Source organism: Bradyrhizobium sp. 134 (assembly GCF_023074155.1).
GTDB lineage: Bacteria > Pseudomonadota > Alphaproteobacteria > Rhizobiales > Xanthobacteraceae > Bradyrhizobium.
In genome coordinates this window covers 202,667-225,447 of the sequence record NZ_JADPKX010000086.1, presented here as the reverse complement: position 1 = coordinate 225,447, position 22,781 = coordinate 202,667, and the positions used below count along the sequence as shown (strand labels likewise).

The window sequence follows — 22,781 nt, the reverse complement described above, 5'->3', positions numbered from 1 at the left end:
GCTTTAGTCCAGCGAACCTTGCGAGAAAAAGTGCTTGCGGATGCGCTGTACGAGTTCGGTGAACACAGGGTCGGCCATCACGTCCAGCGAGCGCGGGCGCGGCAGCGGCACGTCGTAGATGGCGGCGACCGCGCCGGGCCGCTCGGTCATGACCAGCACGCGATCGGCGAGGAACACGGCCTCGGGGATCGAATGCGTGATCAGCAGGACCGTCTTCCTGGTCTCGCGCTGGATCCGCATCAGCTCGACATTCATGCGCTCGCGCGTCAACGCGTCGAGCGCGCCGAACGGCTCGTCCATCAGCATGATCCGGGGATCATGCACCAGGGCGCGGCAAATCGAGGCGCGCTGCTGCATACCACCGGAGAGCTGCCACGGCAGCTTCTTCTCGAAACCTTCGAGCCCAACCAGCTTCAACAGCGCCTTGGCGCGGTCGAGATATATCTGCCGCGGCAGCCGCTTCATGTCGATCGGCAGCATCACGTTGGACAGGATGTTGCGCCATGGCAGCAGCAGCGCGTTCTGGAACACGATGCCGACATTGCCGTGCGGCGCCGTCACCTTCTCGCCCTCGACCAGGATATCGCCCGTGGTCGGCGGCAGCAGTCCCGAGATCAGCTTGAGCAGCGTGGACTTGCCGCAGCCGGATGGGCCGACCACGACGAAGAACTCGCCGTCATTAATGTGGAAGTCGAGCGGCCGCAACGACGGCACATCGCCGTCGCGCGTCCGGTAGGTCTTCGACACGCCTGATAGCTTGATGCCCGATGCATCGCCGGCAGCCCGGTCGCTCACCAGTCTCAGATGCGCGGCCGGTTGCAGGGTTTCGCTCATGGTTGTCGCGGGTTTCACGAACCGCTCTTCGGCAGATAGTCGTTGGTATAGAACGCCTTCGGGTTCTCCTTGGCCTTGGCGTCGAGCCCGCCATATTCGACCATCAGATTGACCGAGTCCGTCATGTTCTGGTCGGTGACCTGGAACGGCCGCTTGCTCTTGGTCTCGGGCGTCCGGTAGAGCGGAATGGTCAGCTCAAAACCTTGCGTCAGCGTGTCGATCTTGCCGCCCTTGGGGTTGGCATCGAGGATCGACTGCGCTGCCGCCTTCGGCTCCTTCTCAGCGGCCTCGACCGCCTTGGTCGTGGCCGACATGAAGCGGCGGACGAGATCGGCATTGGCCTTCACATAATCAGTATTGGCAATGATGCCGGAGGAGACCATGTTGATGCCGTAATCGGCGAACTTGATCGGATAGACGTCCTTGCCGGTGGCGTCCTTGATCTTCATCGACTGGTCCATGACGTAGCCGAGCAAGAGGTCAGCCTGGCCGTTGATGACCGCGTTGAGCTTGGTCTGGCCATCGCCCGCCACCGTCTGGAAGTCGCTTTCCTTGAGGCCGGTCTTCTTCAGGAACAGCGGCCAGATCTGGGTCATGGAATCGGCCGGCGTGATCGCGACCGTCTTGCCCTTGATATCCTCGGGCTTCCTGATGTTCTTGTCGACGAAACCCATGGCGGACATCGGGCTGGTCTGGAGCAGCACGCCGGTCGCAACCACCGGCGCACCCTTGATCGCCGCGCGCATCATGGTGGGCACGTCGACATAGCCGAAATCGGCGGTCTTGGCGGCCACCGCCTGGGTGGTCGCAGCCGAGCCACGGCCTTCCTGAATTTCGAGGTCGATGCCCTCGGCCGCATAAATGCCCTTGGCCTTGCCGTAATAGAACGGCGCGTGCTCGCCATAGACGTACCAGTTGAGCATCAGCACGACCTTGTCGGCCGCTTGCGCCGGCATGGCCGCAAACACCATCAGCGCCGCCGAGATAGCTCCTATCCACCGCTTCATCGTCACACTCCCTTGTCGTTGTTTGCGTCGGCCGTTGGCGGCCGTTCGTTGCTTTGGTTGTTGTTAAGAGGCGAAAATCACGTCCTCGCGCTGGCTGACATGCCAGGGGATGACCAGCTTCTCGATCCGGTCCACAATCCAGAACAGGATGACGCCGAGCAACGCGAGGATCACGAGGGCCGCAAACATCGTTGGCAGGTCGAAGGTGCCGATCGAGCGCTGCATCACATAGCCGATGCCGGAATTGGAGCCGACGAACTCGCCGACGACGGCGCCGACCACGGCGAGCGTCACCGACACTTTGAGGCCGGAGAAGATCGCGGGCAGCGCATGCGGCAGGTTCACCGCGCAAAACACCTGGAAGCGGCTGCCCTGCATGGCGCGGGCGAGATCGACCATATCCGGATCGACGGATTTGAAGCCTTGCACAGCGGAGACCACCACCGGGAAAAACCCAAGCAGGAACGCCGAGATCACTTTCGGAATGATGCCGAAGCCGAACCACACCACGAACAGCGGAGCGATCGCGATCTTCGGCACGGATTGCGAGAACACCAGCAGCGGATAGACGTAGCTCTCCACTGTCTTGGAGCCCGCGATCAGCATCGCGATGGGGATCCCAAAAAGCGCCGAGAGCGCGAAGCCGCAGACGGTTGCATAAGTCGTCGGCCAGGACTGGCGCAGCAGTTCCGGCCAATCGGTGCGCAGCACCGCAATGACATCGCCGGGCGACGGAATCTGGTAGGCGGGAATCTTGAACAGCCGGATCGCGAGATCCCAGGCCACGACGATGAACACCAGGAACAAAAACGGCCGGATCCAGGCCGCATTCAGCATCTTGGACACCGCACTCTGCGGCTTCAGCTCAGCCACGTCTCACTCCCGGTCGTCTTGTTCGTTGGGCGAGAAATTAACCCGTTGGGTAAATACTGTCCAGCGGTTTTCCTGCGGCGTTTTGGGCTGGGGTTCCGCAAAGGTCGTGTCGTCCCTGCGAAGGCCGGGACCCACACCCACAGGGCAAAATTGGCGAAGGCTGGTTGGCGGGGACGGCCACCGCGCACTATCGATAGATAACGCGGTATGGGTCCCGGCCTTCGCCGGGACGACGATGGACTACGCCGTCTGCGCCACCGCGGCCCGCGACTTCGGCGCCTTCGTAGCATCTAGCAATGCTGCGGAGCGCCCCGTCAGCGCCGCCAGCACGAGGCCGACCATGTGGTCCAGCCGCTCGTCCTTGGCGTCCTTGGCCAGCAAATCGCGACCGAAGATCACGCTGAGCGTCGCCGAGTTCGACAGATAGAAGAAGCACAGTCCCGCGATCGAGATGTAGAGCTGGACAGGATCGACCGCGACCTTGAAGTCGCCGCCGGACACGCCGCGCCGCACCACGGTGCCGATCATCTCGACGAAGGGCGAGTGCATCGACTTGACCTTGGTCGATTTCTTGAGATGCTTTGCGCGCGCGAGATTCTCGGTCTGGAGCAGCGACAGGAATTCGGGATTGCGCAGGAAGTAATTCCAGGTGAACTCGATCAGGCGCCTGATCGCCTCGGGCGGGTCGAGATGTTCGAGATCGAGCCCGCGCTCCTCGCTGCGGATCTTGTCGTAGGCGCCTTCGAGCACCGCGAGATAAAGCTCGTCCTTGTTGCCGACGTGATAATACAGCATCCGCTTGTTGGCGCCGGCGTTGGCCGCGATGCGGTCGACGCGCGCACCGGCAAGCCCGTGCGCCGAGAATTCCTGCTTGGCGGCTTCGAGAATGCGCAGCCGCATCCCCTCGGGATCGCGCTGCCATTTCAGAGTTCGCTTTGCCGCTGCTTTCGCCAAACCGGGTGCTCGCTGGGTGCTATCAGGATGCCGTGTAACACGCGCTCGGCCCGCCGCATAGTTTCGTCATTGCGAGCGTAGCGACCCAATCCAGACTGCCACCACGGAGACAGCTGGATTGCTTCGTCGCAAGAGCTCCTCGCAATGACGAGGGGAGGACTGAACCTCAATCCACCGGCTTCGGCGAGCGCTCCAGCAGGACCGTCTGGATGCCGCAGGTGCCGGTCCGCACCGTCATCACCCGCGTGCCCGGCTTGCGGCCGTTGCGCACGTCGCTGACGTCGAGGCCGGCGGCAATCAGGCGGGCGCGCGTGGCGTCGATGTCGGCCACCCGCCAGCTCAGGCCCCAGAGGCGGTCATGCAGGGAATCGCCGCCCGCAACGGGGCGGCGCACCACCTCGACGACGAGATCGCCGCAGCGGAAAAACATCAGCTGGCCCCAATCCTGATGCGAGCGGTCGAGCGCCAGATCGAGCCCGAGTCGCGCGCCATAGAGCGCGGCAGCGCGATCGGAATCCTCGGTGGTGATCACGACGTGGTCGAGCGCATCGATCGGCCCGATATCAGTCGTCTTCGAAAGCGGGCGCTCATCAGCCAGTTCGAGGAAGAACATGCGCACGCCGCGCGTGAGCTCCGTGGCGGCGCGCGTTCGCTTCCAGTGCAGGACCGCGCCGCTCTCCGCGTCGCTGCTTTCGACCTCGGCAACCGGATCCGGCATGAGTGCCACCCGCTCCAGCCGCCGGTGCGTTTTGCTCATGTCCGCGACACGAAAGCACAGGCTGGCGAGCACGCCTTCCTGGTCGCCAAGCAGCGCGCGCATGCGATCGGCGGTCACGCTGAAGCCGTTCGGCGCCATCAATTCGATCGTCATGTTCGCGAGAGTGAACAGCACACGGTCGGCGCCCTCGCCCGAATTCTGCCAGGCCGGCGCGCGCCCGAGCAGCGTCTGATAAGCCGCCCTGGCCGCACCGATATCCCTGACCAGAGCGACGACGTGATCGAGGCCGGTGATCATGCTTCCCCCTGTTGATCGGCCCGGAACCGTGGACCGAGAGACGGCGTTTGTCCGGACTTGGCATTGCCCGGCGATGGTCGTATTCCGGCCGCATGCCGACCTCAAGCACTCCGAGCGGCGGTTTTGCGAATAATTTCAGCGGTCCCGCGGCGGAACCGGTGTTACAGTAAGCACGCCGGCCGGGACCACAAAGCGCATCACGGACAAGCAATGCAGGCTCTCTTCATCGGACAGACCTATATCGACGTCGTCTTCATCACCGACCACATGCCGACCGGCGACGAGAAGCACGTGGCCTCCGACTACGCGGTTTCCTTCGGCGGCAATGCGGTGACCGCGGCGTTCTGCTGCGCCAAGCTCGGCATCGTGCCCGATCTGATCGCCACCGCGGCCAATGACTGGCTCGGCCGCATGTTCATGGACATGTGCGCGAAATACGCGATCTCGCTGCATGGGCGGAAGGTCAACCAGTCCTCGCTCTCCTTCATCATGCCGAAGGACGGCAAGCGCGCGATCGTCCGCTGCCGCGACGACGACCACATCCATCCATTCCCGATGCTCAATCTCGGCGGCTGCCGCGCACTGCATGTCGACGGCCACCAGCCCGATGCCGCGATCCACTACGCGAAAGTCTGCCGCGAGGCCGGCATCTTGACCTCGCTCGACGGTGGCGGCCTTCGCACCAACACGCATGAGCTATTGGAATTCATCGACGTCGCCATCGTTGCCGAGCGCCTGTGCGAGCAGATGGATCTGACGCCGGAGAAGATGCTGGATTACCTCAAGAGCCGCGGCTGCAAGATCGGCGGCATCACCATGGGCGAGAAGGGCCTGCTCTGGTACGACGAGACCGGAACGGTGCAGGTGATGCCGGCGATGCCGATCCCACGCGAGCGCGTGATCGACACCAACGGCGCAGGCGACGTCTTCCACGGCGCCTATGTCTATTCCTATCTTGCCCATCCCGGCAAAAGCTGGCGCGAGCATTTTGATTTTGCCCGGGCAGCCTCGACCTTCAAGATCCAACGCCTTGGCAACGAAGCCGGCCTGCCGACGCTGGTCGACATCGCCAAGGTCAGGCACGAGTTCGAGGTCAGGGTCTAGCGTTCGCAGGGGTCATGATGGGGCGCGTCTTCGTCGCCGGCAGCATCAACATGGATGTGGTGGCGACAGCCGATCGCCATCCGAAGATCGGCGAGACCGTCGCCGGCAAGCAGGTGCTCTATTTTCCGGGTGGCAAGGGCGCCAACCAGGCGGTGGCGGCGTCGCGGCTTGGCGCGGGGACCACGTTGATCGGCCGGCTCGGCAAGGATTCGTTCGGCGGTGAGCTGAGGACGTTCCTCGGCGCGCAAGGCATCGATCTCGGCGCGATCCGCGAGACGGCCGAGGCGCACACCGGCACGGCCATCATCACGGTGGCGGAGGCCGACAACACCATCGTCGTCATTCCCGGCAGCAATGCGCTCGTCGGCATCGACGACGTCGCGACCGTCCCGCTGACGAAAGGCGATGTCGCGGTCAGTCAATTCGAGATCCCGCTGCCGACGATCGCCGCGTTCTTCCAGCGGGCTCGCGACATTGGCGCCACGACGCTGCTCAATCCGGCCCCGGCACAAACCATGTCGGGCGAATTGCTCGCGCTGGTCGACATCCTCGTGCTGAACGAGACCGAGCTCGGCCTCCTCGCCGGCGTCGAGTTGTCCGACAGGGACGAGGCTTCGCGGATCCTCGACGTCGCGCGAAAACTTCAGGCGCGCGAGGACCAGACCATCTGTGTGACCCTCGGCAAGCGCGGCGTGCTGGCGCTCGCGGGACGCGAGGAGATTTCGGTGTCCGGCCGCGTGGTGAAGGCGCTCGACACCACAGGCGCGGGCGATTGTTTTGTGGGAGCGCTCGCGGCGCAACTTGCCGACGGCGTCGACTTGCGCGCGGCACTCGCCTTCGCCAATGCCGCCGCCTCGATCTCCGTGCAGCGCATGGGCGCGGGGCCGTCAATGCCGACGGCCGCGGAAGTCGCCGCCGTCCTCAACGCCGGCTGATCACGCCAGCGCGCCCTTCAGGTCAAAGCTTTCATCGGCGGCCTGCTCCGGCGTGATCGAGCGATCCAGGCCGAACAGGCGGCGGCCGAACATGTGGTCGCCGGCACGGTTGATCGATTCGATGCCGAGCAGGCTGTCGCCCTTGTAGCAGAACGCCGAGAACGCCTTCTTGGCGGGATCGCCGCGTAGCACGACGCGGTCGTAGCCGGTGGTGAGGCCTGCGATCTGGAGCTTGTCCTCGCCCTGGTCGCTCCAGAACCAGGGATGGCTGTCATAGGCCTTGCGGTCGCCGGTCAGCCGCGCCGCGAGGCAGCGCGCGTGATCAGTGGCATTCTGCACCGATTCCAGCCGCTGCGATCCGCCGAAGCGCGGGCTTTTGAACAGCGCGCAATCGCCGATCGCCGAGATATCGGGATCGGCGGTCGAGAGATATTCGTCGACGATGATACCGGCCGCGACCGGCAGCCCCGCCTCCGCCGCGAGCTCGATATTCGGCAGCACGCCGACGCCGACCACGACGAGGTCGGCCGGCAGGTGCCTTCCGTCGCTCAAGGAGACGCCGGTGACCTTGCCGCCCTCTGCCTCGATGGATGTTGCCTGCACGCCGAGGTGAATGCGGATGCCGGCCTCGCGATGCCGCGCCTGAAAATACTCCGAGACCTCCGCCGTCACCGCGCGCGCCATCACGCGCGGGGCGAGTTCGAGCACGTCGACCTCCAGCCCCTTGATGCGCGCGGTGGCCGCGAATTCGAGGCCGATGAAGCCGGCGCCGATCACCACCACCCGCGTCTTCGACGGGATGATCTCTCGCAGAGCCTCGCTCTCGTCGAGGATGCGCAAATATTTCACGTCGGGGAGATTGGCATTGGGCAGATCGAGCAGCCGGTTGCGCGCGCCGGTCGCCAGCACGAGGTGGCCATAGGGCAGCGTCCTGCCCGAGGCGAGCAGCACCTTGCGCCCCGCGCGTTCGATCGACACCGCGCGGCCCGCAACCAGCTCGATGGTCTGGTCCTGGTAGAATTTCTCCGGCCGGAACATCAGGCTCTCCGGCCCGGACGAACCCTTGATGTAGGCCTTGGACAGCGGCGGCCGCTGATAGGGCAGATGCGCCTCGTCATTGACCAGGCAGATGGGCGCGGAAAATCCTGCCTGGCGCAGCGATGCCGCGACCTGGTAGCCGCCATGGCCGGCACCGATAACGACCACCGGACCATCCGTCATTGGACAGCCCATTTCCGCAAGACACGAGCGTCACCCATGTCGTCTCCTCTCTCTGATTTTGGCTTGCTAGCCTAGGAGGAGCCGGCGCTCGTGTCCGTCCCTAAACGAAGGCCTGCCCATTTGAGCCTATCGTTCCCGCTTGCGCAAGAGCGCCAGGCGGGGATTGTCACCCCTCGCCTTCTGCGATTTAGTTCGTGCATCGACCTCATGCCGGGGATTTCCGATGACCGCTCCCGTCTCACGACCCGACGATCCCGCCTTGCTGCGAATCGATGGCCCGATTGCGACCATCACGCTCAACCGGCCCGCCGCGTTCAATTCGATCAACCTGGCGATTGCACAGAAGCTCGAACAGCTCGCGGCCTACATTGAGGGCGCCGACGATATCCGGGTCGTGGTCCTCGAAGGCGAAGGCCGCGCCTTCTCGGCTGGCGGCGATTTGCAGACGATCGGCGCCGCGGCCGAAGCCAATACGGTGACGCCTGTCGTCGGCGAGCTGTTGAAGCATTATCATGCCTTCATCGAGATCATCCGGCGCATGCCGAAGATCTCGCTGTCAAGCGTGCACGGCTCGGCGGCCGGCGCCGGCATGGGCCTCGCCTTCGTCACCGACCTCTGCATCGCCGCGGAGGATGCCAAATTCACGCCGGCCTACGCCAAGATCGGCGTGTCGCCGGATGGCGGATCCACGGTCGGCATCGTCAACACGGTCGGCCCGCGCCGCGCGCTCCAGATTTTCCTCGCCGAGGACAATTTCACCGCGCAGCAGGCTCATGAATGGGGCCTGGTTGCGAAGGTCGTTCCCGCCGCCGAGCTGAAGGCGGCAACGCGAATTCTCGCCGAGCGGCTGGCGCAGAACCCGCGCGCGGCGATTGCCGGCACCAAGTTGCTGGTCTACCAGGCCGCCACCACACCGGTGAAACAGCAACTCGATGCCGAGGAGCACAGGATCATCATGGCGATGAACACGGAGGAGTTCCGCGCCGCCGTGAAGAAATTCACGAGCAAGAGCAAGTAGCTCTCACTGCGGACAGATGTACCCCGTCCCCGCGGGGGACTTGAAGCAGCCGACCGACTCGGGGAGCACCTGCCGCGGCAGCCACAGCACCACGCTCGGGAAGTAGATCGCGAACGCGATCGTCCCGAGGAAGACCAGATAGATCGGCAACGCGGCGCGTAGTGCCTTTGCGAAACTGACGCCGACGAATTTCGACGCCATCAGCAGCACCAAGCCATAAGGCGGCGTGATCAGGCCGAAGGCGAGCGTGGCGATCAGCACCACGCCCATGTGAACGGCGTTGATGTCGCCGGCTTCCGTCAGCGTGTTGACCAGCGGCATGAAGATGATGATGGTCGGTACCGGTTCGATGAAATCGCCGACGACCGTGAACAGCAGTACCATCAGCAACATGATCAGATGCGGATCGTTGCCGGCGAGCGAGGTGATGACTTCGGCGATGTAGCTTGCACCGCGCAAATAGGCGAGCATCCAGCCGAAGGCATTGGCGGCGCCGATCGTGATCAGCGGCAGCGAGAAGATCAGGCCCGCAAGACAGAAATCGTACGGAATCTTCCTGATATGCCCGCGGTTGAGCGCGGGGATCACGACCACGACAATCCAGACCACGGCAACGACGCCGGCTTCCGTCGGCGTGAACCAGCCGGTCAGAATGCCCCCCAACAGGATCACGGGGATCATCAGCGGTAGCGCCGCATCGCCGGCCGCGAACACCACCTGCCGCAGCGGCGCGCGCGGCTTGCGCAGGCCGGACGGACCGAAGAAATAGCAGTAGATCATCAAGCCGAAGCCGATCATCAGGCCCGGCACGACGCCTGCCATGAACAGGCCGGCGATCGAGACGTTGCCGACCGCGCCATAGACCACCGCGGTGATGCTCGGCGGCACCAGCGCCGCAATCGTCGAGGCGGATGCGATGATCGCGGCGATGAAGGCGGGCTCGTAACCCTCGCGCTTCATCGGGCCGCCCAGCGCGCGGCTCATCACCGCGACGTCGGCGGTGGTCGAGCCCGACATTTCCGAGAAGAACATGCTGAAGACCACCACGACCTGCGACAGGCCGCCTCTGATGTGGCCAACCAGGGACACCGAGAGGTTGGCTATTCGAACCACCACATTGGCCGAGCTCATGAGCTCGCCGACCAGCAGGAAAAAGGGGATCGCCAGCAGCGCCTCGGAATCGACGCCGTCGAAGACTTTCTGGATGATCGCGGCGAGCGAGACGTCCGACAGGAGCGCGCCGATGAAGACGCCGGCCATCAGCGAGAACGGCACGGGCACGCCGAGATAGCCGAACGACAGGAAGCAGACCGTCATCAACGCCAGAACGATGGGTGCGCTCACGGCTGCGCCCTCATCTGTACGTCGGTGATGACAGGCGCCCCGCCATCCTCTTCGGGCGGCTCGGGGTGGTCAAAGCCGTTGCGCAGACCATTGACGAGCTGCTCGATGGTGAACAGGCCGACCAGCACGCCCGACAGCGGAATGATCGCGTAGAGCGAGGCGATCGGCGTGCCCGATGGCAGGCGAAAACTGCCGAAGCCGCGAAGATAGTTCTGATAGCCGTACAAGATCAGGCAGAAGGCGACGCCGAGCACCACGATGCGGATGATGATTTCGACGATCAGACGCGGCGTGCCGTGCATCGCCTCGGAGATTGCGGTGAGATAGAGGTGGTCGTTGCGCCGGGTCGCAGCCGCGGTGCCGACAAAGATCGCGTAGATGAACAATGTCGAGGTCACTTCCTGGAGCCATAGCCAGGGATGGCCGATGGTACGGGTGACGATGTCGGCGGTCACCGACAGCGAGAAGCCGAAGCAGAGCACGCCGCAGAGGATCATCAGCGCGAGCTCGAGCCAGTCGAGCCCGCGCCATTTGAGGTGACGCTGGCGTTGCACCAGCAGTTTGTCGGCGATGGTCATCACTATCCCCGTCGTCCCGGCGAAAGCCGGGACCCATACCCCCAGCTGCGTGTGGTCAAAGCAAGCTGGCGGCTATCCTGCCCCAAGCTCCGCCGCGGCGTATGGGTCCCGGCTTTCGCCGGGACGACGCGGAGGCAACGGTACGCGGCCTAATTGATCGAGCGGATCAAATCCTTGATCTTCTCGGCGTGCGGGCCGAGCTCCTTGGCGAGCTTGTCGAGATAGGGATCGGCGACCGCCGTAAAGGTCTTCTTGTCGACGTTGTCGACGATCTTCACGCCCATCTTCTTCAGCTTCTCTGCCGCGGTGCGTTCGAGGTCGAAGGCCTTTTGCGGCTCCTTGGCGCTGACCTCGTTCCCTGCCGCCTGCACCCAGCCCTTCTGCTCGGCCGACAAGCTCTGCCAGAGCTTGTCGGAGATAAATACCAGCGCGTTGTTGGCCTCGTGCTCGGTGATGTTCAGGACCGGAGCGACCTCGTAGTGCTTGTTGACGAGGTAGACGTTGATGCTGTTCTCGGCGACGTCGACGACACCGGTCTGCAGGCTCGTGTAGACGCTGCCGAACGGCATGTGCACGGTCTGGGCGCCGTAGGCCGGGAACATGGTGTCCTCGGTCGCGGTCGCCTGCACCCGGATTTTCAGGCCCTTGATGTCGCCGACATTGTGGATCTCCTTCTTGGAGTACATGTGGCGCACGCCCTGCGACCCGGTCGCGATCACATGCAGGCCCTGTGTGGTCTCGTCGATCATGGTTTTGAGCGCGTCGAACACTTTTGGATCGGCCAGGCCCTTGACCACGTGATTCTCGTCGCGGAACAAGAAGTGCAGCGACATCACACCTGCCTGCGGCGAGATCGTCGCGGTGTTCGCCGAGGAGATGATCGCAAATTCGACGTCGCCCGCCTTCACGAGCTGGAGCACCTGCGGCTCCTGCCCGAGTTGCGCGCCCGGATATTGATCGATGATCATGGTGCCTTTGCTCAATTCCTTGAGCTTTTCGGCAAAGAGGTCGCCCGCGATGGAATAGCCGGTGTTGCGCGGCTGGTCGTAGGCAAAGCGATAATGCTTCACCTCCTGCGCCGACGCGCCCGTGACGAAAAGAACAGCGGCCGTTGCCGCCAGCCCAAACATGGATCGTGCAATCATCGTTTCCCCCTGTTTTAACGCCCGCCGCTTGTGCGGTCTGGGCTACGCTTCGGGTGGTTGATCACCCACTCTTGGTTTTCTGCTCCGTCTTCTTCCCAGTTCTCTGCATAAAATCGAAATCGCAGCCCTCGTCGGCCTGCATGATGGTCTCGTTGAATAGCCAGGCATAGCCGCGCCGCGCCTCGTCCGGCGTAGCCGCGGGTTTCAACGCGCCGCGCCGCCGTTCGAACTCGGTAGCATCGACGAGAAGCTCGATGCTGCGCTTGGCGACGTCGAGGCGGATCATGTCGCCGTTCTGCACCAGCGCCAGCGGCCCGCCCACGGCGGATTCCGGCGTGATGTGCAGCACGATGGTGCCGAACGCGGTGCCGCTCATGCGCGCATCCGAAATGCGCACCATGTCCTTGGTACCGCCACGCGCGAGCTTCTTCGGGATAGGCAGATAGCCCGCCTCGGGCATGCCGGGCGCCCCCTTGGGGCCGGCGTTGCGCAGCACCAGCACGTCATCGGCGGTGACGTCGAGATCGGGATCGTCAACCCGGAGCGTCATGTCCTCGACGGATTCGAACACCACCGCACGCCCGGTGTGCTGCAACAGTTTCGGGCTTGCAGCCGACTGCTTGATGACCGCGCCGCGAGGGGCGAGATTACCGTGCAGGACGGCGAGGCCGCCTTCCTTCTTGATCGGATTGGCGCGCGGACGGATCACGTCCTGGCCGGGCACGTCTTCCGCCTTCGCGACGACGTCGCGCAGGCTCTCGCCCGTGATCGTCTTCGCATCGAGATCGACGAGATCGCCAAGCTGCGCCAGCAACTTCGGCACGCCACCGGCATGATGAAAATGCTCCATGTAATGCTCGCCGGACGGCTTCAGATCGATCAGCACCGGAACCTCGCGGCCGATTTGATCGAACACTTCGAGATCGAGCCGGTGCGGCGAGCGATGCGCCATCGCGGTCAGATGGATCAGGCCGTTGGTCGAGCCGCCGATGGCCTGGAGCACGACCTGGGCATTCTTGAAAGACGCCGGCGTCAGCACCTCGCTCGGCTTTGGACCCTTGGTCTTGGCCATCTCGGCGGCCACCCTGCCGCTCGCCTCGGCAAGCCGAAAGCGCTCGGCATGCGGCGCGGGGATCGTCGCGCTCATAGGCAGCGACAGGCCCATGGCCTCGATCATGCAAGCCATGGTGGAGGCCGTGCCCATCACCATGCAGGTGCCGACCGATGGTGCGAGGCGGCCGTTGACCGCCTCGATCTCGACATCGTCCATTTCGCCGGCGCGATACTTGCCCCAGAGACGGCGGCAATCGGTGCAGGCGCCCAGCACCTCGCCCTTGTGATGACCAACCACCATGGGGCCAACGGGAATGACCACCGTCGGCAGATCGGCGCTGATCGCGGCCATCACCTGCGCCGGCAGTGTCTTGTCGCAGCCGCCGATTACGATCACCGAATCCATCGGCTGGGCCCGGATCATCTCCTCGGTGTCCATCGCCATCAGATTGCGCAGATACATCGAGGTCGGATGCGCAAAGCTCTCGGCGATCGAGATGGTCGGGAATACGAACGGCATCGCGCCCGACAGCATCACGCCGCGCTTGGCGGCCTCGATGATCTGCGGGACGTTGCCGTGGCAGGGATTGTAGTCGCTGTAGGTGTTGGTGATGCCGACGATCGGGCGCTCGAGCGCGTCGTCGGAATAGCCCATGGCCTTGATGAACGCCTTGCGCAGAAACAGCGAGAAGCCGGCATCGCCATAGCTCGTCAGCCCTTTGCGCAACCCACTCGTCATCATACCACTCCCATCATGGGGTCATTGTCGTACAGCCTGCCCCTTGATTGTCAATAAGACAGACGTCAAACTTGGCATTTTCGCCATTGGCGCCCTGGTGACGGCCAAATTATTGACAATCTGAGCCTTGCCTGCTCCACAGTACGGACCGGCCAAGCGCCGGGAGGCCGAGGGCATGTCCGACACTCACACCGCAGAAGCCATGACGGTCCGGCGCGACGATCCGGACGACATCGTCGCGCGGCTCGAGGAGGACATCATCTTCGGCCGGCTCGCGCCAGGCGCGCGCCTCACGGAAGACGCGCTGATGTCGGCTTACGGCACCTCGCGGCACTTCGTGCGCCAGGCGCTGGTGGATGCGGAGCGCCGCGGCATCGTCCGCCGCGAGAAGAATGTCGGCGCCACCGTGCGGTTCTACTCGGCCGAAGAGGTCGGGCAGATCTACGAGGTCCGGGAGATGCTGACCCGGCAGGCGGCGTTGATGATCCCCCTGCCCGCTCCGCAAGGCCTGATCGACGAGCTCTCCGCATTGCAGCGGCAATATTGCGCGAGAGCGGATTTGCAGGACCTGCGCGGCATCCACGAGGCCAACGACGCCTTCCACCTCGCGCTGTTCTCGGCCTGCGGCAATCCCTATCTGGTGCGCTCGCTGCAGGACTACATGAACCTGACGTTGCCGATGCGCGCCAAGAACCTCGCCGACCGAGACGGCCTCGCGCAATCACAGCGCCAGCACGAGCTGATGATCGAGCTGTTGAAGGGCCGTGACAGCTGGGCGCTGGCGCAGCTGTGTGTGGATCACATGCAGTTCAGCAAGAAGGATTACCTGGCGCGGATTGCGGGTGAGCAAGCCGAACAGCAGGGCCCGCGTTCATAGATGGGAGACGTTCGCTTCTCGCGGTGCTGCAGTTTACGCGGTAAGGGCGCGCTGGATTGCCCGCAATTGCAGGCCGCACGAACCCATTCGGGCAATAACGCCTGCAGTCCATGACTTCTGGGGAACCTATGGTCGGCTTGGTACTTGGTCTTGCACCAATCCCCCACCATAGGAGCTGCCATGATTTGCCGTTTAGTCGGAGCCGCCGCTGTTGCCGTCGCCGTCCTGCTTCCCGTAACGACCCAGGCCCAGGGCGTTCCCGGAGGCGTCGAACGCGGTGCGCGGGATGGTGAGCGAGCGGCAGGGCCTGTCGGTGCAGTTGTGGGTGGCGTCGTCGGCGGCGTCGTTGGCGGCGTGGCGGGAGTCCTTGGCGTCGATCAACGTCCTCGCTTTCACTCCTACGTCGTCGAACAGCGGCGGCCCTCATATCAGTACCGCGAGGATGTGAGAGTCGGGGCGGTTCTTCCGGAGGAGGGCGTGACCTATTACGAGGTGCCACCCGAGTACGGCGCCCGTGAGTATCGTTACACGGTGGTGAACGGTCGCACGGTTCTGGTCGAACCGCGAACCCACCGGATCGTCGAGATTCTCGAATAACAACCAAGGGCCGTCTTTCGAGACGGCCCTTTCGTTTGCGCAGATCTAAATCCCTCAAGTCCCGGTTCAGTACCGCCTCAGCAGACCGCGATCCACGCTGGCATCGCCATAGTCGACGCAGGCTCTCTTCGGGTTTCTGATCAGATCGGTCCGGACGCGCCTGAACGTTTTGGCGGCCGCGTCGGACACTTCGGGGCGAAATTTACCGGGATCGGAGGTCTCGCCATCGCGGGCCTTGATGGCCGCAGAATAGGCCTCGATCATCGCCATCGCGGCATCCGTGCTGCCGAGAAGTCGGGCGCCGAGCTGGACGCTGCCGGCACCATTGACTTCGTAGCCGACACATCGTTGTTCGAGCACCGCGGACGCGGTGACGAGCTGGTCGAGGAACGTCGCCTCGGCGTCGCTGAGCATCGCGGCTCGCGCCGGTCCCGACATAATCAGCGCGAGCAGTACGACGGCTGCCAATTTGATTTTCATTGTGATCAAGGCACCGAATGCCAAATTGCGATCGCGCAGATCGAGAGCCAGATAACCAGAGCAACGTTGATCTAGATCAATGGGCCGGGACGGCCAAAGCGAAGGCTCGGGACATTGTATGCGCTCGCCCTGTGGGGAAAACGATTCAGCCGCCGTTTGGCTTGACCAACCGCACCACAGCAAGCGGCGTCGCCAGCTCGCAGGCGCGAGACATCGAAGCGGATCAATGCATGGCGATCATTGGCGAGATCACACACACCACGACCTACCGCTACGCAAAGCCGGTTACGTTCGGCACGCACCGAGCGATGTTCCTGCCGCGGCGCGGCTCCTCGACCCGACTGCTTCGTTGGTCCGCTCGGACCAGCCTGCCATCAAAGGTGCATTGGGTCACCGACTCCCGCTCCAATGCCGTGACGGTGATGGAATTCAGCGAACCCGGCAGCGAACTGACATTCACGTTCAAGGTTCGCGGCATCTATTTCGGCATCAAGGGTCTGGAGACGTTTCCGCTGGAGCCCCGGGCCGAAGAGGTTCCCGTGCAGTATACCCCGGACGAATGGACCGACCTTGCAGGTTACCTGCGTCCGCATGCCGACGATGCAGACGGCAGCCATGCGAGCTGGACCAAGAGCTTTGTCGCCGGCGATCAGGACCGGACCGTCGACGTGCTGCGCCGTATGCTGGGCATGTTCCGCAGCGAGTTCAGCTATCGCGGAAGAGAGGCCGAAGGCACCCAACCCCTGAGCGAAACACTGCGCACGAGATCAGGTACATGCCGGGACTTCGCCTGGTTGATGATCGAGACCTTGCGTCGGCTCGGCTTCGCATCCCGCTTCGTCAGCGGCTATCTCTACGACGCGGCGCTCGATGGCGGCGCCGTCGGCATGACCGGCTCCGGCGCGACCCACGCGTGGGTGCAGGTGTTCCTGCCCGGTGCCGGCTGGCTGGATTACGACCCAACCAACAGCCTGAGCGCCGGCTTCGACCTGATCCCTGTGGCCATTGCGCGGCATCCGGGCCAGGCCGTGCCGCTGGCCGGCTCGTGGTTTGGCGACCCCGGCGACTGCCTCGGCATGTCGATCAACGTCGCCGTTAACAAGATCGGCGAAATGCTCGATCCTTCGGAGGGATAGGATGCCGAGAGATAGGCGCGGCGGTCACTTCCTCTCCTGACGCTGCTTGACCACCTCATTTTCTCGGCGGGCAGACAGCCCGAGCAAGACAATCGGCAATCGCTGACCATGGTGCTTGATCGCAACAACACGAGGGAACGTGCGGCGCTCGACTCTGCCTCCGCCCCATTTGAGCTCCTGAAGAGCAGGATCCGACAACTTTATGAAGGCGACACTTTCGGCTGCATAAGATTCCGATATGGCTTGCTCGTGCTTGATATCGTCACGGTTCTATTCATCATTGCGACGTCGTTCCTGCCTCGCAACAGGGCTATTGAGTCGCTCGATGTTGTGTTCGGTGTCTCGATCCTTGCAGACTTCTCCGCACGGATGATCATCAGCCGTCAGCCGCTGCGTGACCTTGCGCGACTTTCGACTTGGACCGACATCATCGTCATTGTTTCGTTCCTTGCACCACTCACAGGAGAAGCCGGCGGCTTCCTGCGCGCATTTCGAACATTGCGACTGCTGCGCGACTACCAAATGGTGGCACGTCTGCGGGTCGACAGCCCCTTCTTTCGGCGAAATGAGGAAGTCGTCTTTGCGGTCGCCAACCTCGGGGTGTTCATTTTTGTGATGACGGGGATCGTCTACGAGACCCAGAGGTCTCACAACAATCAGATCGCCCACTATGCCGACGCGCTCTACTTCACGGTCACGGCGCTAACGACGACCGGCTTCGGTGACATCACCCTGCCCGGAACTGTCGGACGCCTGATAACCGTCGTCATCATGATCTTTGGCGTGACCCTTTTCCTGAATCTCGCCAAGGCATTGCTCGCGCCCTCCAAGGTACGCTTCCCCTGCGCTGTCTGCGGTCTGCAGCGCCACGATGTCGACGCGGTGCATTGCAAGGCCTGCGGGACCGTGTTGAACATTCCCGATGAAGGCGCGGACTAGGCCCATGCCGGCCCGAGTGCCGGGACAGGCATTAAAACTGTTTGTCAAGCCATCGAAATTTCGCAAAGCCGGAAATAGATAGGGGCCGGGCTCCGGCGCCACGTCCCGCGTCCCCATCCATCTCCCTCCCCAACGAAATGCCATGACGGAACAAACTCTGACGGAGCCGATCGCCGAGCGGCAAGCGCCACCTCGCGGCTTCTCGCGCTACCAGGCGGTCCTCGTCGCGCTGCTGGCGCTGGTCCAGTTCACGATCATCATCGATTTCATGATCATGTCGCCGCTCGGCGCCATCATGATGCCGGCGCTCGATATTTCCGCCGCCCAGTTCGGCGTGGCGGTCTCGGCCTATGCGTTCAGCGCGGGGATTTCCGGCATCCTGGCGGCCGGCTTTGCCGACCGGTTCGACCGCAAGCGGCTGCTGTTGTTCTTCTACGCCGGCTTCACGCTTGGCACGGCGCTTTGCGCGATCGCGCCCAACTATCACCTGTTGCTGCTGGGGCGGATCGTGACCGGCCTGTTCGGCGGCGTGATCGGCTCGGTCGTGCTCGCCATCGTCACCGATCTGTTTACGCTGCAATTGCGCGGCCGCGTCATGGGTTTCGTGCAAACCGCCTTCGCTGCAAGCCAGGTGCTGGGCATCCCGGCCGGTCTTTTCCTAGCCAACCAGTGGAACTGGCACATCGCGTTCGGCGCATTGGTCGGCCTGTCGGTGATCGGGATGGCCGCCGTGATGTTCCTGATGAAGCCGGTGAACGGCCATCTCGCGCTGAAGCAGGATCGAAACCCGTTTCGGCATCTGATCGCAACGGTCTCGCAGCCGCGTTATTGGATGGCGTTCTCGGTGACGACCCTGCTGGCGACCGGCGGCTACATGCTGATGCCGTTCGGCAGCGCCTACACCGTGCACAATCTCGGCATCGACATCGTGCATCTGCCGACGATCTATCTCGTCTCCGGCCTGTTCAGCATTGTCATCGGCCCCTTGGTGGGACGCGCGAGCGATGCCTTCGGCAAATACCCGACCTTCGTCTTCGGCAGCGCCATGTCCATCGTCATGGTGCTGATCTACACCCATCTCGGCGAGGTGAGTCTGACGGTCGCGATCCTGGTCAACGTCCTGATGTTCGTCGGCATCTTCTCCCGCATGATCCCGTCGCAGGCGCTGATTTCCGCGATCCCCGAGCCGGCGCAACGCGGCTCCTTCAGCGCGGTCGGCGCGTCGCTGCAGCAGCTCTCCGGCGGGCTCGGCTCCGTGCTCGCCGCCGCACTCATCGCGCAGGACGCGGACGGCACGCTCCGGCATTTCGACCGGCTGGGATACGTCGTCGTGACGACGGCGGTGATCTCCCTGATCCTGATGTACTTTGTGCAGCGGCCCATCGCAGCCCAGGCCGGCAAGCGCGTGGTCTAGGGCGCCGATCCCGACACCCTGGATTTGCGAATGCGCTCCTACCGCTTATTCCAATCAATGATCCGACTTGTGTCGCCGTCGAACTCGTTGCTGCAGAACGCGCCGCCCTGATAGTGATCGCCGACCGGGTCGGGCTTCAGCTTGGCTTGCTCGGCCATCGCATGCGCGACGTGGTCCTCGGAGCGCCCCGTGGGACGGTAGCCGAACTCGTAGGCACGGTGGTTGTCCCACCACGCGCGCTCGTTCAGGGACACGCCGTAGAAGATCTCGAAATGAATATCGGGATGCTCGAGCCCGATCCGGCAGAGCTGCACCAGATCTTCCGGCTTCAGCCAGATCGAGATACGGCGGAGGTCCAGCGGTACGTCGCCGAAATTGCCAATGCGAAGGCAAGTCACCTTCAGGCCATGCTTGTCGGCATAGAGCGCGCCGACCGCTTCGCCGAACACCTTGCTGACGCCATAGCGGCCGTCGGGACGCGGGGTCACGTCGGTGCCGATCTTGTGGTGGCGCGGATAGAATCCGACGGCATGGTTCGAGGAGGCGAACACCACGCGCTTCACGCCCTTGCGATACGCGGCCTCGAACAGATTGTAGCCGCCGATGATGTTGGCCTGGAGAATGTCGTTCCAGGGTCCTTCGACCGAATAGCCGCCGAAATGGATGATGCCGTCGACGCCCTCGCAGATCGCCTCGCACTGGGCAAGGTCGGAGAGATCCGCCGCCTTGAATTGCTCGTTGGGGCCGAGGTCGGCCGGCGGGCGGATGTCGCTGAGCAGCAGGTCCGGATAGATCGGCGGCAGCAACTTCCGCAGCCGCGTGCCGATTCCACCCGAAGCTCCCGTCATCAAGATGCGCATGTCATTCCTCGTCTTTGGCGACCGATTTGCCGTCACGTGTCTCTAATGATAGCTGGATTGTCCAGAGGGAACGAAACGAGAGAACCGACATGAATGAGGCATCGTCCCACACTCAAGGCTGGCGGCCAGCGACCTATTACCCGGATCCCGCGATAAAAGCACTCGATCCCCGCTTCGAAAAATACTGGCTGAAACTCTCGGCGGTGGAGCGGCTGACGACCGGCCTGCGTTGGGCCGAGGGCCCGGTGTGGTTCGGCGACGGACGCTATCTCCTGTGCAGCGACATCCCAAACCAGCGCATCGTCAAATGGGAGGAGGAGACCGGCGCGGTCTCGGTGTTCCGCAAGCCTTCTAATTTCGCCAACGGCAACACCCGGGATCGCCAGGGCCGGCTCGTCACCTGCGAGCATGGCGGGCGCCGCGTCACCCGTACCGAATATGACGGCAGCATCACCTTGCTGTTGGACTCGTTCGGCGGCAAGAAGCTCAATTCGCCAAACGACGTCGTGGTGAAATCCGATGGCGCGGTCTGGTTCACCGACCCCACTTTCGGCCTGCTCGGCAATTACGAGGGCTACAAGGCCGAGCCTGAGATCGAGCCGAACGTCTACAGGCTCGATCCCGCGACCGGCAAGGCGACCATCGTTGCCGAAGGCGTGCTCGGGCCGAACGGGCTGTGCTTCTCGCCGGACGAGAAAATCCTTTACGTCGTGGAATCACGCGGCGTGCCGAACCGCAAGATCCTCGCCTATGACGTCTCGGCGGATGGCACCACGATCTCGAACAAGCGCGTCTTAATCGACGCAGGCCCGGGCACGCCGGATGGCATGCGCTGCGACATCGACGGCAATCTCTGGTGCGGCTGGGGCATGGGCGATCCCGAACTCGACGGCGTCGTGGTGTTCGCGCCCGACGGCGTCATGATCGGCCGCATCGCCCTGCCCGAGCGCTGCGCCAATCTCTGCTTCGGTGGCGTCAAGCGCAATCGCCTGTTCATGGCCGCGAGCCAGTCGATCTACGCGTTGTATGTGAACACGCAGGGCGCGGTCGGGGGATAGTCTTCCCAACTCTCTCCTCGTCATTGCGAGGAGCTCTTGCGACGAAGCAATCCAGACTGCACTCCCGGAAAGATTCTGGATTGCTTCGCTTCGCTCGCAATGACGGAACGAAAAACGCCGGAGCGGTTTCCCGCTCCGGCGTTTTGTTCACCCAGGCGCTAGAGATTACGCCGCGTTGAAGCCCGCAACGGCCTTCACTTCGAGGAAGTCCTCGAGGCCGTATTTGCCCCATTCGCGGCCGTTGCCGGACTGCTTGTAGCCGCCGAATGGCGCGGTGCGATCGTTGGGCACGCCCTGCAGATTGACGTTGCCGGCGCGGATCTGGCGGCCGACGCGCTTGGCATCCTCGACGGACGCACCCGTGACGTAGCCGGCAAGCCCATAGGGCGTGTCGTTGGCGATGTGCACCGCCTCGGCTTCGTCCTTGGCGCCGATGATGGTCAGCACCGGTCCGAAGATCTCTTCGCGGGCGATCGTCATGTCGGGGGTGACGTCGGCGAAGATGGTCGGACGGACATAGAAGCCCTTGTTGACGCCCTCGGGCAGGCCCGGGCCGCCCGACACGAGCGTTGCACCCTCGTCGATGCCCTTCTTGATCAGGCCCTGGATCTTGTCCCACTGGCCGCGGTTGACGACCGGGCCGATGGTGGTGCCTTCGGCGCGCGGATCGCCCGCCTTGGTCTTGTCGGCAACAGCCTTCGCGATCGCGGCGACTTCCTTCATCTTCGAGGCCGGCACGATCATGCGCGAGGGCGCGTTGCAGGACTGGCCGGAGTTGTTGAACATGTGCATCACGCCGCCGGTTACCGCCTTCGTGAGGTCGGCGCCTTCGAGGATGACGTTCGGCGACTTGCCACCGAGCTCCTGGCTGACGCGCTTCACGGTCGGTGCCGCCCGCTTGGCCACGTCGATGCCGGCGCGGGTCGAGCCGGTGAACGAGATCATGTCGATGTCGGGGTGCTCGCTCATGGCGGCGCCGACCTCGGGGCCGAGACCGTTGACGAGGTTGAACACGCCCTTCGGCACGCCGGCTTCATGGAGGATTTCCGCGAAGATCAGCGCCGAGGTCGGGGTGAACTCCGACGGCTTCAGGATCATGGTGCAGCCGGCGGCGAGCGCGGGCGCGACCTTGCAGGCGATCTGGTTGAGCGGCCAGTTCCAGGGCGTGATCATGCCGACCACGCCGACCGACTCGCGCAGCACCATGGCGGTGCCGACCGGTTCCTCGAAACGATAGTTCTTGAGCACGTCGAGCGTGGTCATGAGGTGGCCAAGGCCGGCGCCGGCCTGCAGCTTTTCGGCCATCGGCAGCGGCGCACCCATCTCGTCCGAGACGGCGGCACCGATCTCCTTAAGGCGGCCCTTGTAGATCTCGATGACCTTGGTGAGCAGCGCGACGCGCTCGTCACGGCTGGTCTGGGAGAACGTCACGAACGCGCGCTTGGCGGCAGCGACGGCTTTATCAACGTCGGCCTTGGAGCCCAGCGCAACCTCGTACATCGCCTCTTCCGTCGCCGGATTGACCACGGCGGTGGACTTCTTGACAGCGGGATCGACCCAGGCGCCGTCGATATAGAACTGCATGCGATTGACCATAGTG

General features: G+C 63.6%; 22 protein-coding genes. 9 read left to right on the top strand and 13 right to left on the bottom strand.

All coding sequences use genetic code 11. The features are described from left to right. Window positions 1-3: 3 nt before the first annotated feature. The 5 genes from IVA75_RS35945 to IVA75_RS35925 form a co-directional block, all read right to left on the bottom strand. The gene (locus IVA75_RS35945) at window positions 4-852 is read right to left on the bottom strand and encodes an ATP-binding cassette domain-containing protein (RefSeq protein WP_247288532.1); all 849 of its coding nucleotides are present in this window, start codon (window positions 850-852) and stop codon (window positions 4-6) included. Beyond that, the gene (locus IVA75_RS35940) at window positions 849-1,841 is read right to left on the bottom strand and encodes an ABC transporter substrate-binding protein (RefSeq protein ID WP_027568870.1); all 993 of its coding nucleotides are present in this window, start codon (window positions 1,839-1,841) and stop codon (window positions 849-851) included. Before IVA75_RS35940 ends, IVA75_RS35945 begins: the two co-directional genes overlap by 4 nt. Window positions 1,842-1,904: 63 nt before the next feature. Continuing rightward, window positions 1,905-2,714: an ABC transporter permease gene (locus IVA75_RS35935; protein ID WP_007593901.1), complete on the bottom strand. Its 810-nt coding sequence runs from the start codon at window positions 2,712-2,714 to the stop codon at window positions 1,905-1,907. 240 nt (window positions 2,715-2,954) lie between these two features. Next, the gene (locus IVA75_RS35930; protein ID WP_027568868.1) at window positions 2,955-3,614 is read right to left on the bottom strand and encodes a TetR/AcrR family transcriptional regulator; all 660 of its coding nucleotides are present in this window, start codon (window positions 3,612-3,614) and stop codon (window positions 2,955-2,957) included. Between the two features lie 220 nt (window positions 3,615-3,834). Continuing rightward, window positions 3,835-4,683: a VOC family protein gene (locus IVA75_RS35925; RefSeq protein WP_247288531.1), complete on the bottom strand. Its 849-nt coding sequence runs from the start codon at window positions 4,681-4,683 to the stop codon at window positions 3,835-3,837. A 210-nt stretch (window positions 4,684-4,893) separates the two neighbouring features. Between IVA75_RS35925 and IVA75_RS35920 the strand changes: the two genes are divergently transcribed. Continuing rightward, window positions 4,894-5,787 carry a sugar kinase gene (locus IVA75_RS35920; RefSeq protein WP_007593904.1) on the top strand — a complete coding sequence of 298 codons (894 nt, stop codon included), beginning with the start codon at window positions 4,894-4,896 and terminating at the stop codon, window positions 5,785-5,787. Window positions 5,788-5,804: 17 nt separating this feature from the next. Further along, window positions 5,805-6,722, top strand: coding sequence for a ribokinase (locus IVA75_RS35915; RefSeq protein ID WP_247289089.1), 918 nt, complete (start codon window positions 5,805-5,807; stop codon window positions 6,720-6,722). Here the strand turns inward: IVA75_RS35915 and IVA75_RS35910 are convergent, their stop codons facing one another. Next, window positions 6,723-7,943, bottom strand: a complete 1,221-nt coding sequence (locus IVA75_RS35910; RefSeq protein WP_247288530.1) for an FAD-dependent oxidoreductase — start codon at window positions 7,941-7,943, stop codon at window positions 6,723-6,725. It abuts the gene before it with no gap. 223 nt (window positions 7,944-8,166) lie between these two features. On the opposite strand from IVA75_RS35910, the gene IVA75_RS35905 reads away from it, so the two are divergent. Further along, window positions 8,167-8,961, top strand: a complete 795-nt coding sequence (locus IVA75_RS35905) for an enoyl-CoA hydratase-related protein (protein WP_027568863.1) — start codon at window positions 8,167-8,169, stop codon at window positions 8,959-8,961. A 3-nt stretch (window positions 8,962-8,964) separates the two neighbouring features. On the opposite strand, the gene IVA75_RS35900 is transcribed toward IVA75_RS35905, so the two are convergent. The 4 genes from IVA75_RS35900 to IVA75_RS35885 all read right to left on the bottom strand — a co-directional run bounded on the left by IVA75_RS35900 (window position 8,965) and on the right by IVA75_RS35885 (window position 13,820). Beyond that, window positions 8,965-10,305 carry a TRAP transporter large permease gene (locus IVA75_RS35900; RefSeq protein WP_027568862.1) on the bottom strand — a complete coding sequence of 447 codons (1,341 nt, stop codon included), beginning with the start codon at window positions 10,303-10,305 and terminating at the stop codon, window positions 8,965-8,967. After that, complete coding sequence (locus tag IVA75_RS35895; protein ID WP_027568861.1) at window positions 10,302-10,883, bottom strand: TRAP transporter small permease subunit; 582 nt, start codon at window positions 10,881-10,883, stop codon at window positions 10,302-10,304. The genes IVA75_RS35900 and IVA75_RS35895 overlap by 4 nt, the downstream gene beginning before the upstream one ends. A 149-nt stretch (window positions 10,884-11,032) precedes the next feature. Further along, on the bottom strand, window positions 11,033-12,028 hold the full coding sequence (locus IVA75_RS35890; protein WP_247288529.1) for a TRAP transporter substrate-binding protein: 996 nt from the start codon (window positions 12,026-12,028) through the stop codon (window positions 11,033-11,035). 61 nt (window positions 12,029-12,089) lie between these two features. Then, entirely contained in the window at window positions 12,090-13,820 is a 1,731-nt protein-coding gene (locus IVA75_RS35885) for an IlvD/Edd family dehydratase (RefSeq protein ID WP_247288527.1), read from the bottom strand. Window positions 13,821-13,995: 175 nt separating this feature from the next. Between IVA75_RS35885 and IVA75_RS35880 the strand changes: the two genes are divergently transcribed. Both IVA75_RS35880 and IVA75_RS35875 read left to right on the top strand, forming a co-directional pair. Continuing rightward, entirely contained in the window at window positions 13,996-14,697 is a 702-nt protein-coding gene (locus IVA75_RS35880) for a GntR family transcriptional regulator (RefSeq protein WP_027568858.1), read from the top strand. Window positions 14,698-14,877: 180 nt separating this feature from the next. Then, window positions 14,878-15,294: a DUF1236 domain-containing protein gene (locus tag IVA75_RS35875; protein ID WP_247288525.1), complete on the top strand. Its 417-nt coding sequence runs from the start codon at window positions 14,878-14,880 to the stop codon at window positions 15,292-15,294. A gap of 66 nt (window positions 15,295-15,360) precedes the next feature. On the opposite strand, the gene IVA75_RS35870 is transcribed toward IVA75_RS35875, so the two are convergent. After that, entirely contained in the window at window positions 15,361-15,774 is a 414-nt protein-coding gene (locus IVA75_RS35870) for a hypothetical protein (RefSeq protein ID WP_027568856.1), read from the bottom strand. 230 nt (window positions 15,775-16,004) lie between these two features. On the opposite strand from IVA75_RS35870, the gene IVA75_RS35865 reads away from it, so the two are divergent. The 3 genes from IVA75_RS35865 (at window position 16,005) to IVA75_RS35855 (ending at window position 19,263) form a co-directional block, all read left to right on the top strand. Further along, window positions 16,005-16,910 carry a transglutaminase family protein gene (locus IVA75_RS35865; RefSeq protein WP_247359672.1) on the top strand — a complete coding sequence of 302 codons (906 nt, stop codon included), beginning with the start codon at window positions 16,005-16,007 and terminating at the stop codon, window positions 16,908-16,910. Window positions 16,911-17,018: 108 nt separating this feature from the next. Further along, window positions 17,019-17,849 carry a potassium channel family protein gene (locus IVA75_RS35860; protein ID WP_247288523.1) on the top strand — a complete coding sequence of 277 codons (831 nt, stop codon included), beginning with the start codon at window positions 17,019-17,021 and terminating at the stop codon, window positions 17,847-17,849. 142 nt (window positions 17,850-17,991) lie between these two features. After that, window positions 17,992-19,263, top strand: coding sequence for an MFS transporter (locus IVA75_RS35855; protein WP_247288522.1), 1,272 nt, complete (start codon window positions 17,992-17,994; stop codon window positions 19,261-19,263). A gap of 38 nt (window positions 19,264-19,301) precedes the next feature. Here the strand turns inward: IVA75_RS35855 and IVA75_RS35850 are convergent, their stop codons facing one another. Beyond that, window positions 19,302-20,123: an NAD(P)-dependent oxidoreductase gene (locus IVA75_RS35850; RefSeq protein ID WP_247288521.1), complete on the bottom strand. Its 822-nt coding sequence runs from the start codon at window positions 20,121-20,123 to the stop codon at window positions 19,302-19,304. 89 nt (window positions 20,124-20,212) lie between these two features. On the opposite strand from IVA75_RS35850, the gene IVA75_RS35845 reads away from it, so the two are divergent. Next, window positions 20,213-21,181: an SMP-30/gluconolactonase/LRE family protein gene (locus IVA75_RS35845; protein WP_247288520.1), complete on the top strand. Its 969-nt coding sequence runs from the start codon at window positions 20,213-20,215 to the stop codon at window positions 21,179-21,181. A 165-nt stretch (window positions 21,182-21,346) separates the two neighbouring features. On the opposite strand, the gene IVA75_RS35840 is transcribed toward IVA75_RS35845, so the two are convergent. Next, window positions 21,347-22,777 carry an aldehyde dehydrogenase family protein gene (locus IVA75_RS35840; protein ID WP_247288519.1) on the bottom strand — a complete coding sequence of 477 codons (1,431 nt, stop codon included), beginning with the start codon at window positions 22,775-22,777 and terminating at the stop codon, window positions 21,347-21,349. Window positions 22,778-22,781 lie beyond the last annotated feature (4 nt).